Annotated in this window: 14 protein-coding genes; 1 reads left to right on the forward strand and 13 read right to left on the reverse strand. The window is 50.4% G+C overall.

Annotated features, from left to right (window positions below):
• Window positions 1–5: 5 nt before the first annotated feature.
• The 10 genes from HV350_RS14505 to HV350_RS14550 all read right to left on the reverse strand — a co-directional run bounded on the left by HV350_RS14505 (window position 6) and on the right by HV350_RS14550 (window position 7,831).
• On the reverse strand, window positions 6–653 hold the full coding sequence (locus HV350_RS14505; RefSeq protein ID WP_181628785.1) for a hypothetical protein: 648 nt from the start codon (window positions 651–653) through the stop codon (window positions 6–8).
• 216 nt (window positions 654–869) lie between these two features.
• Window positions 870–1,052 (reverse strand): DUF1869 domain-containing protein, encoded by a 183-nt coding sequence (locus tag HV350_RS14510; RefSeq protein ID WP_003832433.1) that lies wholly within the window; start codon window positions 1,050–1,052, stop codon window positions 870–872.
• Between the two features lie 3 nt (window positions 1,053–1,055).
• The gene (gene yeaR, locus HV350_RS14515) at window positions 1,056–1,418 is read right to left on the reverse strand and encodes a DUF1971 domain-containing protein YeaR (RefSeq protein ID WP_005120376.1); all 363 of its coding nucleotides are present in this window, start codon (window positions 1,416–1,418) and stop codon (window positions 1,056–1,058) included.
• Window positions 1,419–1,591: 173 nt separating this feature from the next.
• Window positions 1,592–2,230: a leucine efflux protein LeuE gene (leuE, locus tag HV350_RS14520; protein ID WP_016152793.1), complete on the reverse strand. Its 639-nt coding sequence runs from the start codon at window positions 2,228–2,230 to the stop codon at window positions 1,592–1,594.
• 140 nt (window positions 2,231–2,370) lie between these two features.
• Window positions 2,371–2,982, reverse strand: coding sequence for a metal-binding protein ZinT (zinT, locus tag HV350_RS14525; RefSeq protein ID WP_230330239.1), 612 nt, complete (start codon window positions 2,980–2,982; stop codon window positions 2,371–2,373).
• A 124-nt stretch (window positions 2,983–3,106) separates the two neighbouring features.
• A complete protein-coding gene (locus HV350_RS14530; protein ID WP_016156291.1) occupies window positions 3,107–3,697 on the reverse strand; it encodes an ATP-binding cassette domain-containing protein in 591 nt (196 codons plus the stop codon).
• Window positions 3,681–4,475, reverse strand: coding sequence for an ATP-binding cassette domain-containing protein (locus tag HV350_RS14535; RefSeq protein ID WP_131348377.1), 795 nt, complete (start codon window positions 4,473–4,475; stop codon window positions 3,681–3,683). Before HV350_RS14535 ends, HV350_RS14530 begins: the two co-directional genes overlap by 17 nt.
• A complete protein-coding gene (locus tag HV350_RS14540; RefSeq protein WP_181628787.1) occupies window positions 4,469–5,281 on the reverse strand; it encodes an ABC transporter permease in 813 nt (270 codons plus the stop codon). Before HV350_RS14540 ends, HV350_RS14535 begins: the two co-directional genes overlap by 7 nt.
• Window positions 5,271–6,245, reverse strand: a complete 975-nt coding sequence (locus tag HV350_RS14545; RefSeq protein ID WP_016156289.1) for an ABC transporter permease — start codon at window positions 6,243–6,245, stop codon at window positions 5,271–5,273. Before HV350_RS14545 ends, HV350_RS14540 begins: the two co-directional genes overlap by 11 nt.
• A complete protein-coding gene (locus HV350_RS14550) occupies window positions 6,245–7,831 on the reverse strand; it encodes an ABC transporter substrate-binding protein (RefSeq protein ID WP_137381114.1) in 1,587 nt (528 codons plus the stop codon). Before HV350_RS14550 ends, HV350_RS14545 begins: the two co-directional genes overlap by 1 nt.
• Window positions 7,832–8,263: 432 nt before the next feature.
• Here HV350_RS14550 and HV350_RS14555 point away from each other — a divergent pair, with 432 nt between their 5' ends.
• Window positions 8,264–10,351 (forward strand): TonB-dependent receptor, encoded by a 2,088-nt coding sequence (locus HV350_RS14555; protein WP_181628788.1) that lies wholly within the window; start codon window positions 8,264–8,266, stop codon window positions 10,349–10,351.
• Window positions 10,352–10,635: 284 nt separating this feature from the next.
• Here the strand turns inward: HV350_RS14555 and htpX are convergent, their stop codons facing one another.
• The 3 genes from htpX to prc all read right to left on the reverse strand — a co-directional run bounded on the left by htpX (window position 10,636) and on the right by prc (window position 14,469).
• Window positions 10,636–11,517, reverse strand: a complete 882-nt coding sequence (gene htpX / locus HV350_RS14560; protein WP_003034964.1) for a protease HtpX — start codon at window positions 11,515–11,517, stop codon at window positions 10,636–10,638.
• 266 nt (window positions 11,518–11,783) lie between these two features.
• Complete coding sequence (tnpA, locus tag HV350_RS14565; protein ID WP_181628790.1) at window positions 11,784–12,242, reverse strand: IS200/IS605 family transposase; 459 nt, start codon at window positions 12,240–12,242, stop codon at window positions 11,784–11,786.
• 178 nt (window positions 12,243–12,420) lie between these two features.
• The gene (gene prc / locus HV350_RS14570; protein WP_181628791.1) at window positions 12,421–14,469 is read right to left on the reverse strand and encodes a carboxy terminal-processing peptidase; all 2,049 of its coding nucleotides are present in this window, start codon (window positions 14,467–14,469) and stop codon (window positions 12,421–12,423) included.
• Between the last annotated feature and the right edge of the window lie 19 nt (window positions 14,470–14,488).

The following is a 14,488-nucleotide window of genomic DNA, read 5'->3' on the forward strand; positions in this document are numbered from 1 at the left end:
TTATCTCATGACTTCGCCAACTGTGGTTCACTGAAGCGGATGGATGCAGCTTTCTCCTGCTTATCCCGCCGCATAAAGCCGAGGTTCATCAGAAACAATCCCGCCATAAACGGTAGTTCGTACAGTTCTTCAATCAGATCGCCATACTGAGCATTGTGCAGAAAGATGGGAGCCAGCAGACGATGATGCTCTACCGTATCGGAGATCAAAAATGCACAGGTGGTGATCGCTAACAGCCACAGCGGTAGCGGTTCATTGCGAAAGCGACGGGCAATATCCTGGCGTAAGCGCTTCGAAATCAGCACTGGCAGAATAATCATGGCAATCAATACCACTGAGATAGCCCGGAACAGGAGTTTGGGATGCTCAGGAAAATAATCGCGGCCCCAACTTGTGCTTCGGCCCAGTAATACCAGCCACCACGCTGCCGCCCAAAGCCAAAATTGCTTCTCGCCTTCGGGACGTGATAAGGGCCTGATGTAGCTGAGTGTAAATATGGCACCAAACAGCAGCCATAGCGCCTGGCCATTTTCAATCCAGCTGACGACAGTACCGTTGAGTAGCGGGAGATGCCAGTTCGCGGCGAACGGGATCGCCACGATGGCTAATCCGAGAATGATTGTGGGTAATGTAAGTCGGGTATTGAGTTTCATAAGCGCGATGTTCTGTTTTATATCTGGTTCGCGATCATAACCCCTGTGAATGATCAACTATTAGCAATCAATGCGAATCTCTTAAGGTATTCTTAAGGAATCCTTGCAGGATATTTCCCTGTTTCGCCCAGATAAAAAAACGCACTGCGCCGTCAAAGCGCAGTGCAGTTTTTAGATTAAAAACTAATGTATTCAATCAGTAGCAGTGACTAATGCCTACCACCCGCAGACTTCGTGCTCATTTTCGGTATCGTACGAACGCACTGTATTGACCAGATCTTTGACCACTTCAGCTGCCACATCCGGCACCAGTAATGTCATTGGCGCCTCTGTTTCATAATCAACAGAAACACCGTTGCTGTTATTGGTCACGGTTACGGTATAGGTTGCTTTACCCATAATTTACTCCTTGCCGGTGCGCACGACTTTTCGTTGATTTGCACTCTCCATCAGAACTTCCGGGGCGACGAAAAAATCGATATTAAAGTAAGTGTCGTCGGTCATCACTTCGATGTTATGCCATTTTTCCGGTGGAAAAACGCCAAACTGACCGGCTTCAATAATCATCACCTCTACTGGCTCCGGGCTGTGTTCGTCTGCGTATCCGAGATATTTGACCGCCCCCTGCATAACCGAAAGTCGAGGATAAACCCCGGCTCGGGTCCCTTTATCAAGGTGGCGTTCGAAAATTCCGGCAGGCGCCGTTTCTTTGTTCCAGAATGGCGTAGAGCGTGTATGGATATGATTCTGTGGAATTTGAAGCATTTTTCTTCCCTTTTCCAGTCGACAACCAGCGAGTCATATTGAACCGCCGCTGTACACAGGGTACGCCTCAAAATATACATTTAAAATACCATTTATTGGTTACAACCCTACGATTATAAATGAAAAGCAGAGCGCAATATTAAAGGCCCGCCGCAATCAGCGGGCCGATGGCATCACGATTGAAGCGTGGCCAGACGGGCGGCAAAACCAACGAAAATCAGGCCGATAAGGGAATTACCCACTTTGGCCAGTTTCTTCTTCGTACGGATATATTGCGTCACAAACGCGCCGGAGAAAATAAGGAAACTCAAATAGAAAAAGCTCACTATCTCAAGCGTAATAGCCAGAATAAAGAATGACAGCCCTGAATGCGGCGCATTGACATCAATAAACTGCACGAAGAATGACACATAAAACAGAATAGCTTTGGGATTGGTCAGGCTCAGGATTAATGCGCGCTTAAAAATAGCGCCAAACGGGACTTCCTCAGGCGCGGCGTCGCTTGCTTTCGATTTCAGTGTTGCATACAGGATCTTCGCGCCAAGATACAGTAAATAGAAAGCGCCAAGATAACGAACGATATTGAACAAAACGGGCGTTGTTTTAATCAATGCAGCAACACCGGCATAGGCTAAAAACATCAATACGGCATCACCAATAAACACACCGCTGGCGGCGAGATACCCCCCCTTTACTCCCCTACCGACGCTGTTCTTCAGCACAAATATCGTATTTGGCCCCGGTACCAGCACGATAAAAATAGCCCCCACCAGATACGTCCAGTAATTCAGAACTCCATACTCTGCGAACACGTTAACCTCTTCCTTAAAAAACACATGCACTTGCTGCGATACAATATGCTAACGAATGCGACAGGTGATGGAAAGAGCAGGTTATTAATTAAAAAAACCCGCCACTGGTGGCGGGTGTGTACAGATAAGGTTAGCCCAGATTAATGGTGCAGCATCTCATCCACTACTTCTTCGCCCTTCAGCTGATAAGGGTAGTAGGTAGGCCAGTTTTCCATCTCCTCAAGCAAGGCAGCCTGCGAGGTATTTCCCATAAAGATATGGAAGTGGCTCGATTTACGCGGCGCGATAATATGATCGCTGAATTGCACGTATTTAGGCGCTTTGCTGTCAGCGGCTTTACACTCAAACAGATACCGTACACCTTTCTTGCCTGATTTATAGTGCAAGATTTTATACCCGGCATAATCGTATTTGCACGATGCGACCTGATTACCGGTGTGAAATTCCATCACGCCATCTTCGATGCCGATGGTGTCTACATTGGTTGCATAGCCTGTACGGTAATAAGCTTTAATTTGTTCTGCCGTTTTGCTTTTATCTTTCTCCGCTTTCTTTTTGAAAACCGGATCAAGTTCGCCACTGACCAGATACGGATAGACAGATTGCCACATGCCATCCCAGTCGGACAGCGCCCGGTTCTGCACCTGGTTATCATCAAATACCCCTTCCGACGCCTTTTGTTCTGCTTCACTCATCGGCGCACCATGGGAATGATGACCATGCGCCAAAACCTGCCCACTGACTAAAAGCATCCCCAGAGCGATTGTCAGTTTGTTAAAACGAATAGCCAAAATTTCACCCTCAAATCGTTTGCGAGTGAATTGTTATAATATAACGTAACAATTTAATCAATAGACATTACTGCACGTTATTGCCTCACGCTTCAATGAGTTTTCTGGAGCAAATCTGCTCAAGCAGAGCCTGCTGATGGCTGATAATGAGCATACCTAATGGCCGACGCTGGCACTCTTCAAGCAGCAATACCCAGATATCTTTTTGAATGGAAGGATCGAGCTGGGCGGTAATTTCATCGGCAATAAGAAAACGTGTCCGCGGATCCAGCGCGCGAAGTAAAGCAATTCGCGCCAGTTCACCGCCAGAAAGCTGTCCGGGACGGCGGGTTAACCACTCAGGGTTGATGTGAAGACGGGTAAGCAGTTCAGCATCAGGTCGCCAGGCATCATAAACCGCATCGCCGGTGCTGCGCCGCGGATTAAAGGTTAATTCCGGATGCTGCGGCACCAGTTGCACCGGGCAATACTGGTGCATTGGCAGCGGTTGGTCATCAACCAGAATGTCACCCGAGGTCGGTTTTTGCCAGCCCGCCAGTACGCGTCCCAGCGTTGTTTTGCCGGTTCCGCTGGGTGCACAAACCCCAATGCGTTCTCCGGGGCGCAGAGAGAAGGTCAGATTTTGCCATAGCACCTTTCCTCCCTGACAAATCGTCACTTCACGACAGCACAGCATCGCGCTCTCCAAAAAGTTGATTTCTTTCAGGCAGCGCCCGCCATTGGCGTTGCAGATGCTCGCTGATCTCTCCGCGTAACAGCTGTTCCCGGCTGACGTTATCCGACACCCTTCCCTGATGCAGCGCGACAATGCGGTCCGCGTGGCGAGCGGCCAGCGTGAGGTCGTGCGTTACCCATAAAACGCCAGCCCCTTGCTCACATTGCTCACGTAGCTGTTCAAGCAGTTGATTAGCCAGCGGTGCATCAAGCCAGGCGGTAATTTCATCCGCCAGAATATAGCGGGCCTGACTCAGCGACGCGTGACAGGCCAGAACACGTTTCGCCATCCCCCCTGAAAGCTGGCGTGGGAAGGCATCTAATACGCGACTTTCTAGTTGGCTACGCTGGAGCAATCGTTCAATTTTTCCGGCATTCCAGGCCTGGCCGGAGAGCTGACTTGCCCTGCGCAGATGCTTTTCAATCGAGAGCAGCGGGTTAAGCGCCTGAACGCCTTGCGGGACATAGCTGAAAGCATTACCACGACATTTGCGAATATCATCACTGTCCAGCGTTTTCCCCTCCAGGGTGATGGAGCCGTTGAAGCGCAAATTGTCCGGTAAGAGATCAAGCAGACATTGCAGCAACAGGCTTTTACCTTCCCCACTTCCCCCAACTAACGCCACCATCTGACCAGGCGCTACGTCGAAAGAGATATCCTGCAACAGCGAAGACCAGTTTCTCGCGCCGTACCAGCGATAACGCGCCACGTCCAGCGAGACCTGTCTTAAACTCAACATGCGTCACCTCGTAACCATAAACGATGCACTGCCCTTGCGAGCTGATCGAATAACATAACCAGACTGAATAGCATCAGCCCGGGAAACAGCACTAACCACCAGTCGCCATGACTGATAAACCTCAGCGCATCAGCCAGCAACAGGCCCAGCGATGGTTCATGCGGCGCCAGCCCAAAACCGAGGAAGCTCAACGCCGCGCTGTGCAACACCGCGTGGGGAAACATCAGCAAGGTTCCCGTTAACCACTGGGGTAACAATGCCGGGAGATAGTGATGCCGCCAGCAATAAAAATGTCCGTGTCCCAGACGCCAGGTTAACGTCAGATAGTCACTGTGGGCCACGCGCTGCGCTTCGGCACGCAGGATTAGCGCCAGACGCGGCCAGTGGGTCAACGCAACCGCCATAATCACCCCATTTTTTCCGCCGCCCAGCGTGAAACAGATCAATATGAGCAACAGCAAATGCGGCATTGACAGCATGGCATCGGTAATCAGACGCATTAGTACATCCAGACGCGGATGTATACGTGAAACCGCCGCCATCAGTAATGCGATGAAGCCGCTGCACAACGCCGCGCCAATACCAATTTGCAGACTGGTTAACGCGCCCTGAAAGCAACGAATCCACAGATCGCGACCGAGGTTATCGGTGCCAAACCAATACAGCGCATCAGGCGGTAAATGACGGGCAAGCAGATTAACGCTCAATGGGTTATCCTGCGTCGCGGCGCCATACACCGCAATGCCTAGCAGGCAGCTAAAAGAGAGCAGAAGACGAATCAGCGTCGGCGTCGGATTATAGAGCATCAGGTCGCTCCAGAGCACGGTTCAACACATGGACAAGCCAGGTAGACAACGAGTTGCCAATGAACACCAGTACGGTACTGAACAACACAATTCCCATCAGTAACGGCAGATCGCCGCGTAATCCGGCATCAATAGTGGCCTGTCCCAGTCCCGGATAAGCAAAAACTTTTTCCGCCAGCAGTGCGCCGCCCAGCAATTCTCCCAGCGAGGCAAACTGCAGGCACAGCGCGGGCGTGATAGCATGGCGCAGAACCTGATGACGCAGCAGCGACCAGCCTTTATCTCCCTGAGAACGCGCAAAACGGACAAAATCGCTTTTCATCACGCTGGCGATACTTTCCCGTGTATGAAGTGTAATTTGGCCAAGTCCCAATAAACTTAGCGCGCAAACGGGCAGCACTAAATGGCGCAGACGCTCAGCCAGCGTGGCCATATCACCACTGTTGCCCGGCTCCCACGCGCAGCAGACCGGAAATACCGGCCAGCGCACGGCAAATAACGCCAGCAACAGCATGCCAATCCAGAAGGTCGGCAACGACGAAAGCAGATAGCTGAGTCGACAGATTGCTTTATCCGGCCAGCGATTCAGATAACGACCCGCGACAAATCCCATTGCCGTCCCCAGTATGCCGGAGAGCAGCCACGCGCCGCCAAGCAAGGCAAACGAAGTCGCAAAGCGCTCCTTGATTACGCTGGCAACCGGTGCATTAAACAACATTGAGTAGCCGAGATCGCCCTGCAATACACGTATAAACCAGTGACCAAAACGCTCCCATAACGGCTGGTCTAATCCCCAGCGAGCAGCGATACGCGCATATTGTTCCGGCGGCACGTGCAGGAGATCGTTGCCGATATAGGCGCGAATCGGATCGACAGGAGAAAAGCTGAGCAGCATAAAAGTGCCAGCCGCAACCAGCACTAATAACACTATCAGCCGTAGAAAATGGCCTACAACAGACTTCATCAACGGCAGGTCCAGGTCCATTCATCCAGATTATTGAGCAGGGACCAGCTACCGTGGATCTCCGGCGCGCCTTTGCCTAAGTCAATACACGGATTTGCCAGATAAGTGTGCTGAATGTTCAGCAGCCATGCCCAGGCGGCATCGCCCTGCACCCCAGCCCCTTGCTTGCCATCCCACTCCACCTGTTGCCAGAAAGGCAACGCTTTTTGCCAGTCTGGAGCATCAATGGCCTGTTTAAGATGTTGTTCAACGACGGGATTGCTGTAATAGCCTGGATTGTAGTATTCCACGCCCGCGGCCTGATTGCTGTAGTGATGGAAAAGCTCCATCGGATCCAGGCTTCCCCAGCCAAACAGCGTCGGATTCGAATGCATATGCCGCTCAACGGTTTCCCAGCTTCCGGATTGTAGCGAGACCTGAATACCCACGGGCTCCAGCATCGCACGTACGGCCTCGGCTAAATCCCGGCGCGTACTGTCACCGCTGGCGTACCACAGAGTCAGGCGAGCCTCTTTACCATCTTTCACACGTACGCCATCTTTCCCCACCTTCCAGCCGGCTTCTTCCAGAATCATCCGTGCTTTTTCGCTGTCGCCATCTTTGAACGCAACTGACTGTCCCTGCCATGGCAGGCCCTGAACCGCGCTATACGCCGGAATCGCATGACCTTCCATGACCTGATCGGCAAGTTGTTTACGATCGATGGCGTAGTTGATGGCGCGTCTGATGGCGATATCAGCCGTGATATCGTTGCCGACCGGATAACCATTGGCGTCTTTTTTACCCGCAGGAACCATCGGGAACACAATGCCACGGTTTTCCACGCTGTCGCGTACCCAAAGCTTCAAATTCTGCTGTTGAGGGGCGACCGCCATCGAAGGCGCAATACGCACGAGTCCCAGTTGGCCACTGCGCGCTGCGGCATAAGCGTTATCTTCATCAAGGAAGACAAACACCAGCTTACTGAAATCATTTTTCTTACCGGCATACCAGGGGTTCGCCTCCACGATCAGCTGCTGCCCCGGCTGAAAACTCACCAACCGATAAGGGCCCGCGCCAATCGGATTTTTGGCGAATGTTTTTTCGTCATACCGTTTTTCGGGAACAATACCCAAAGAGCCCAGCACGTTCACAAAGGTGCTCTGCGGGCTGCGCAGCGTGATTTCTACCGTGCGGTTATCTTTCAGGCTGGCATGAGTAAAGTTTCCCATGTCGATTTTGCCGCCGCTCTTTGCGGCTTTATTATAGGTGAACACCACATCTTCAGCGGTTAGCGGGGAACCATCGGAGAATTTAAGGTCGGGTTTTAACGTCAACGTCCAGGTTTTGCCGTCAGCACTGGTTTCAACTTTTTCCGTCAGCAGGTTACCCCAGCTCATATCTGCGTTTTGTTTTAATAATGGTGCATGCAAAAGCAAATAGCTGCCATGACTCCAGCCCAGCATCGGGTCAAACCCTTCCGTTGGCTCAGGTCCAATTGCCAGCTTCAACGTCTGCCCCTCGCTCACATTTTGCGCGGCGAGAAGTGGTGAGGTTAATGCGAGAGTCAATGCGCACGTAAGCAGTGCCAGCTTGCCTTTAATCATTATGTTATCCAGATTTGCGTTATTTTTATGCCGCTCAACGATTCAATGCCGTTAAACGGTCTCCTGGGGAAGGGATTATGGCGGACTGAAATGACGAAAAAAATGATGCGGCGCAGAAAAGTATGACGATTTTCTAAAATTATCATACTTTTTTCTGATACTCCTAATTGAGTACCCTCTGAATCACAGAAAATAGATTAAATGTTAGCCATTCAATTAATGGCAAATTAATTACAACCTAATGATTACAAATACTAATTATTGGTCATTTCAGCTATTTACTTAGCTAAAATTAATGACAATTTATGTATATTTATTCAAGAAAAACACCAGAAGTGATAAGTTATGTAAACATATAATGATAATTATTTTTATTATCATTCCCATCAATTATCTTACTTCCTTTGAATTTTTAACAAAGGAAGTTTGACTATGCGTTTAAAACCTGTTGCTTCTGTTGTTCTGTCCTGTTTAGGATTTTCCAGTCCCCTGGCCTTCGCTGAAGATGTTATGGTGGTAACCGCTTCCGGTTACGAAAAGAAAATCACCAACGCTGCCGCCAGCGTCTCCGTTATTTCACAGCAAGAGTTACAAACCAATAAATATAATGATTTAGGCGAAGCCCTGCGTTCTGTTGAAGGGGTGGATGTTGAAAGCAGCACCGGTAAAACGGGTGGCCTGGAGATCAGCATCCGTGGCATGCCCGCCAGTTATACCCTGATCCTGATTGACGGTATTCGTCAAAACGGCAGCAGCGATGTGACGCCAAACGGCTTCTCAGCTATGAATACCAGCTTTATGCCTCCACTGGCGGCAATCGATCATATTGAGGTGATCCGCGGCCCGATGTCGACGCTTTATGGCTCCGACGCAATCGGTGGCGTGGTGAATATCATCACCAAAAAAAGCACCGATAAATGGAGCACCTCCATCAATACCGGCGTTAACCTGCAAGAGAGTAATAAATGGGGTAACAGCACGGTCGCCAACTTCTGGTCAAGCGGCCCGTTAATCGCTGGCGTACTGGATATGCAGGTTCGGGGTAGCACCACCCAACGTCAGGGTTCCAGCGTTACCTCCCTGAGCGATACCTCCTCCACTCGCGTACCTTATCCTACCGAGTCAGAAAACTATAACATCGGCACGCGACTCGACTGGAAGACGAATGAAAGCAATACGCTATGGTTAGATCTCGACTCCGCCAGACAGCGCTATGATAACGATGACGGTCAGTTGGGTAACCTGACGGGGGGTTACGATAAAACGCTGCGCTATGAGCGTAACAAAGTCACCCTCGGCCACGATACCGCCTTAACGTTCGGCACCTGGAAATCCTCCCTCGGCTGGAATGAAACTGAGAACAAAGGACGACAACTGGTCTCCTCCGCACTCACGCCAGAGAACGCAGGCCGGGCCGGTGACGCACGTGAACTGAAGAACACCAACGTCATTCTGGACTCAGTACTGCTGACGCCATTAGGTGATTCGCACCTCTTAACCCTCGGCGGGGAATATTGGGATGCGCGCATGAAAGACGGTGTGGTGCTGGCCAATACCGGCGAAAAGTTCCATCAAAAAACGTGGGCAGCCTATGTAGAAGATGAATGGCATATTCTCGACTCGTTGGCCTTAACCGCAGGGACACGCTACGAGCATAACGATGTCTTTGGCGGTCACTTCAGCCCACGAGCGTATATGGTTTGGGACGTATCCGACGAATGGACGCTCAAAGGCGGCGTGACGACAGGTTATAAAGCGCCATCACTGAGCCAGTTACATAACGGGATCAGCGGCGTAACCGCGCAAGGAACCGTGAATACGGTCGGTAATCCGGACCTAAAACCTGAGGAAAGTATCAGCTACGAAACCGGGCTGTATTACGAGAACGACACCGGGCTGAACGCCAACATTACCGGCTTCTATACCGAATACAAAAATAAAATTGTCTCGTATTCTATCGATGATAATACCAACAGCTATACCAACAGCGGCAAGGCAAGGACCGATGGCGTTGAATTTGCCAGCACCTTCCCTCTGTGGTCGGATGTGCTGACTTTATCCCTCAACTACACCTACACCCAGAGCAAGCAAAAAGATGGTGACAATAAAGGCGCGCCGTTAAGCTACACGCCAAAACATATGGCTAACGCTCGCCTGAACTGGCAGGCAACGGAAGATATGAATGCCTGGCTGAGCGCACGTTATCGCGGTAAAGCCCCACGCTTTACCGAAAATTACAACAACCTCAGCGCAGTACAAAAGGCCGTCTATGACGATAAAGGCGCGGATTTAAAAGCCTGGACCGTTCTCGACATGGGAATGTCTTATAAGCTGACCAAAGATCTGACGCTGAATACTGCGGTCAATAACGTGCTGGATAAAGACTTTAGCGAGGTTAAACTTTACCAGGTGGGCCGTAATAGCACCTACGCAGGAGATTACTATCAGACTGCACAATCCACTACCGGATACGTAAACCCGGGCCGTAACTATTGGGTATCATTAAACTACCAGTTCTGATTTAGTTTTTTTCCTACCAGACGGGCTGTCAATGATAGCCCGTCTACCACTGGGTTTCATCAAATGCCCGGCACTGTTCATTTTGCCAGCCAGCGGGGCTCCTATATTTTTACCAGAGATAAAGCGGCAAGGAATATTTTCGTCCCCGGCAGAGAAAATGACGGAATGTGAGGTAAAGCTGAACTGGGACAGAATATGCTGGGTGAGGCTTTAATCGATAGCTTTAAATAGCCATTATGTTTTATGAGTCACGGAGCAACGGGTGCCCCGTGACAGTCATTAACTTACTTCAAATACTCTCCGCTGCGCAGCGCTTCAATACGTTTATCCAACGGCGGGTGAGTCATAAACAGCTCACTCAACGACTTGGATTTACCGTTGATACAGAACGCCATCATGCTGGTCGCTTCCTGCGGCTCATAGCTGGTTTTCAGACGCTGCAGCGCGGCGATCATTTTCTCACGCCCCACCAGTTTTGCTGAACCGGCATCCGCATGGAATTCACGATGACGTGAGAACCACATGGTAATAATGCTCGCCAGAATACCAAACACCAGTTCCAGCACCGTCGCCACTGCGAAGTAGATCAATGGGTTGCCGTTACTGCCCTCACCCTCATCGCGGTTTCCGCCCATAAAGCCAGCGGCAATTTGCGCCAGAATACGTGAGATAAAGATAACGAAGGTGTTCACCACACCCTGAATGAGCGTCATGGTAACCATATCGCCATTGGCAATGTGGCTTATTTCATGCGCGATAACGGCTTCGGCTTCGTCCGGGCTCATGTTTTGCAGCAGGCCTGTACTTACAGCCACCAGCGAAGCATCCCGGCGCGCACCGGTAGCAAACGCGTTAATATCTGGCGCATGGTAGATTGCAACCTGCGGCATAGCGATCCCAGCCTGGCGAGCCTGATTCGCTACCGTATTCATCAGCCAGCGTTCTCTTTCATTGCGAGGCTGTTCGATCACTTCCCCACCAACGGATTTTAACGCCATCCATTTGGACATCAGCAGCGAAATGAAGGAACCACCAAAACCAAACAGCAGTGCCATGATCAACAAGCCTTGAACGCTGCTTGACTGAATCCCTGTCAGGCTCAATACCAGCCCGAAAACGACCATCACAGCCAGGTTCGTCAGCAGGAAGAGCGCGATTCGCATCATAATTTTCTTTTAACCTCAATTTAACAAAACGCACTATGCGATTACCCATATCGTATGGGTCTTATGGCTATTTTCAAGCATCCATAGGTGCTAAGTCACCAGAAAGACACAACTTTACATTTTATCGTATCACACTGACGTCTTCATGCGTTTGTTAAATAAATATCCTCCGGCATAGCCGGAGGTTTTTCGGATGCGCCTATAAGGCTCTGTTACCAGCCGCGCCCTAACAGGCGCATACGATCTGACATTTGCATCAGACTTCGTTACTTACGGCCCGTAAACGGGCTAACCGCATAAGGGATCGATAACTGCTCACCCATTTTATCTTCTGCAAGCTGGTGCTTTATGTATTCCTGTATCTTCACCGTGTTCTTACCCACCGTATCTACGTAGTATCCCCGGCACCAGAACTCTCTATTCCTGTACTTGAATTTCATATCCCCAAACTGTTCATACAGCATCAGACTGCTTTTCCCTTTCAGATACCCCATAAAGCCGGATACGCTCATTTTGGGTGGGATTTCCACAAGCATATGAATATGATCTACACAGCATTCCGCTTCCAGGATCCGCACGTTTTTCCACTCACACAGCTTTCTTAAGATGCTGCCTATCGCCCTGCGTTTCTCACCGTAGAATGCTTGTCTTCGGTATTTGGGCGCAAAAACTATGTGATATTTACAGTTCCATCGGGTGTGCGCTAAGCTCTTTTCGTCCCCCATTGGGACCCCCTTTTGATTTCTTGTTAAACATTTGCAGTTGCCAGACCGCAATGTGTTTTAACAAATCAAAAGGGGTTTTAATAACTGGCCCAAAGCTGAAAGCTTTCCGGAACCCCCAGCCTAGCTGGGGGTTTTCTGTGCACAAAAAACAGGCACAATTTCTTGTGCCTGTTGGAGGTTATTTACTGGTTGCGGGCTGTTCCGCTGGCTTTTCTTTTTCAAGATGCGCCAGGTCAAGCGCAATTTTTACCGTTTCATCCAGGTAGGGATCTGGTTCCTGGTAATCCTTCGGTAAATCGTCCAGTTTTTTCAGCGGCGGCTTACCTTCTCGCTTAAACCGATCGTTGATACGCGCCAGACGCATTGCGTCATCTTCGTTATTCTCTTTCTCACGCTGAGCGTAATTGAGAGAAGCGATGTTGCGTTTATCCTTCATCGCATTGAAACGCGCAATATCCTTCATGATGTACTGGAACTCAGGATCGTTGGCAATACGTGCATTGTGCTCTTTTAACAATTCAGGTCCGAACGGCGTCAGATTCTCTGATTTGGTGTAAGTCGCAGCATCAATGCTATCCCACGGCAGCGCGTTATCTTCAAACTTCTCACCGGTTTCCGTTTCTTCATTACCTGTCGGCATGATGATGTCCGGCGTAACGCCCTTACGCTGCGTACTGCCACCGTTTACACGGTAGAATTTCTGGATCGTATACTGAACAGAACCCAGCGCCGGCCATTCCGGACGCAGCATCTGATCATAAATACGGTTCAGAGAGCGATACTGCTGTACAGTGCCTTTCCCGAAAGTCGGTTCACCAACGATCAGCGCACGACCATAATCCTGCATTGCCGCAGCAAAAATCTCTGATGCCGAAGCACTGAAGCGATCGACTAACACTACCAGCGGGCCTTTGTAGTACACAACGCCGTCGGTATCGCTGTCTTCACGCACTTTACCGTTATTGTCACGAACCTGAACCACCGGGCCGGAAGGAATGAACAGACCGGAGAGCGAAACGGCTTCGGTCAGCGCGCCGCCACCGTTAGTACGCAGATCGATAATGATGCTGCTGATGTTCTGTTTTTCCAGCTTCTGCAACTGAACTTTGACATCATCCGTCAGGCCAACATAGAAGCCAGGGATATCCAGTACGCCGACTTTTTCTTTGCCAACGGTTTTCACGGACATTTTCACGGCGCGGTCTTCGAGACGAATACGTTCACGCGTTAACGTGACGGTACGCGTCTTGGTTCCTTTACCGGCAGGCAGGATTTCAAGGCGAACTTTGCTGCCTTTGGGTCCTTTGATCAGCGCAACAACGTCATCCAGACGCCAGCCAATCACGTCGACCATTCCCTTACCGGTCTGACCCACGCCGACAATACGGTCGCCAACGCTTATTGCTTTGCTCTTGGCTGCCGGGCCGCCCGCCACCATGGAGTTAATGACGGTGTAGTCATCATCCATTTGCAAAACCGCGCCAATACCTTCCAGAGACAGGCTCATTTCAGTATTGAACTGTTCGGTATTGCGTGGAGAGAGATAGTTAGTATGCGGGTCGATCTCACGGGCGAAAGCCGTCATCGCCAGAGAGAACACATCTTCGCTGTTGGTCTGCGCCAGACGGCGAATCGCAAACTTGTAGCGACGCGTCAGCGTTTCACGAATTTCCGCATCGGTTTTGCCGGTCAGCTTCAGGCTGAGTTCGTCAAATTTAACCTTGCCGTCCCACAGCGCGTTAAGCTCTGCTTCGCTCTTCGGCCATGGCGCTTTGCTCCGGTCGAGGTTAAAGGTGTCGGTACCGGTGAAATCCATTGGACGTTCCAGTACGCTTAACGCGTACTGATAACGTTCAAATCGGCGTTTTTGCGCCAGATTATAGAGATCGTAAAAGACATCCAGCTTGCCGGTACGCAGTTCATCGCCAAGGACCGTTTTCTTTTTTGCATACTGTTCGATATCGCTCGCCAACAGCACGTTGTGGCTGTAGTCGAGCAGATTCAAATAGCGGTCAAAAATTTTTGCCGAAAACGCCTGATCCAGATCGAACTGGCGATAGTGCGAACGCGTAAAACGCGAAGTCACACGTTCACTTACCGTCGCATGCTGGGTTTCTTCCTTTAAAACGGGGATTTGATCGGCACGCGTGATATCTTCCACAGCAAGTGCCTGGCCTGCTAATGCAAGCAGACCAGCTAACGCAGTAAGCCTAAAAAAAGTGTTCATGCCAGGCCTGGCCTCCGTT

Origin of the sequence: Citrobacter sp. RHBSTW-01013, assembly GCF_013781985.1 — a bacterium.
GTDB classification, from domain to species: Bacteria; Pseudomonadota; Gammaproteobacteria; order Enterobacterales; family Enterobacteriaceae; genus Citrobacter; species Citrobacter braakii.

Bases quoted from the DNA above. Each gene is read 5' to 3' on its own strand.
- prc (WP_181628791.1), bottom strand. From the start codon at position 14,469: ATGAACACTTTTTTTAGGCTTACTGCGTTAGCTGGTCTGCTTGCATTA.
- HV350_RS14545 (WP_016156289.1), bottom strand. From the start codon at position 6,245: ATGAAGTCTGTTGTAGGCCATTTTCTACGGCTGATAGTGTTATTAGTG.
- HV350_RS14540 (WP_181628787.1), bottom strand. From the start codon at position 5,281: ATGCTCTATAATCCGACGCCGACGCTGATTCGTCTTCTGCTCTCTTTT.
- htpX (WP_003034964.1), bottom strand. From the start codon at position 11,517: ATGATGCGAATCGCGCTCTTCCTGCTGACGAACCTGGCTGTGATGGTC.
- yeaR (WP_005120376.1), bottom strand. From the start codon at position 1,418: ATGCTTCAAATTCCACAGAATCATATCCATACACGCTCTACGCCATTC.
- HV350_RS14535 (WP_131348377.1), bottom strand. From the start codon at position 4,475: ATGTTGAGTTTAAGACAGGTCTCGCTGGACGTGGCGCGTTATCGCTGG.
- zinT (WP_230330239.1), bottom strand. From the start codon at position 2,982: ATGCTTTTAGTCAGTGGGCAGGTTTTGGCGCATGGTCATCATTCCCAT.
- HV350_RS14555 (WP_181628788.1), top strand. From the start codon at position 8,264: ATGCGTTTAAAACCTGTTGCTTCTGTTGTTCTGTCCTGTTTAGGATTT.
- HV350_RS14510 (WP_003832433.1), bottom strand. From the start codon at position 1,052: ATGGGTAAAGCAACCTATACCGTAACCGTGACCAATAACAGCAACGGT.
- HV350_RS14530 (WP_016156291.1), bottom strand. From the start codon at position 3,697: ATGCTGTGCTGTCGTGAAGTGACGATTTGTCAGGGAGGAAAGGTGCTA.
- tnpA (WP_181628790.1), bottom strand. From the start codon at position 12,242: ATGGGGGACGAAAAGAGCTTAGCGCACACCCGATGGAACTGTAAATAT.
- HV350_RS14505 (WP_181628785.1), bottom strand. From the start codon at position 653: ATGAAACTCAATACCCGACTTACATTACCCACAATCATTCTCGGATTA.
- HV350_RS14550 (WP_137381114.1), bottom strand. From the start codon at position 7,831: ATGATTAAAGGCAAGCTGGCACTGCTTACGTGCGCATTGACTCTCGCA.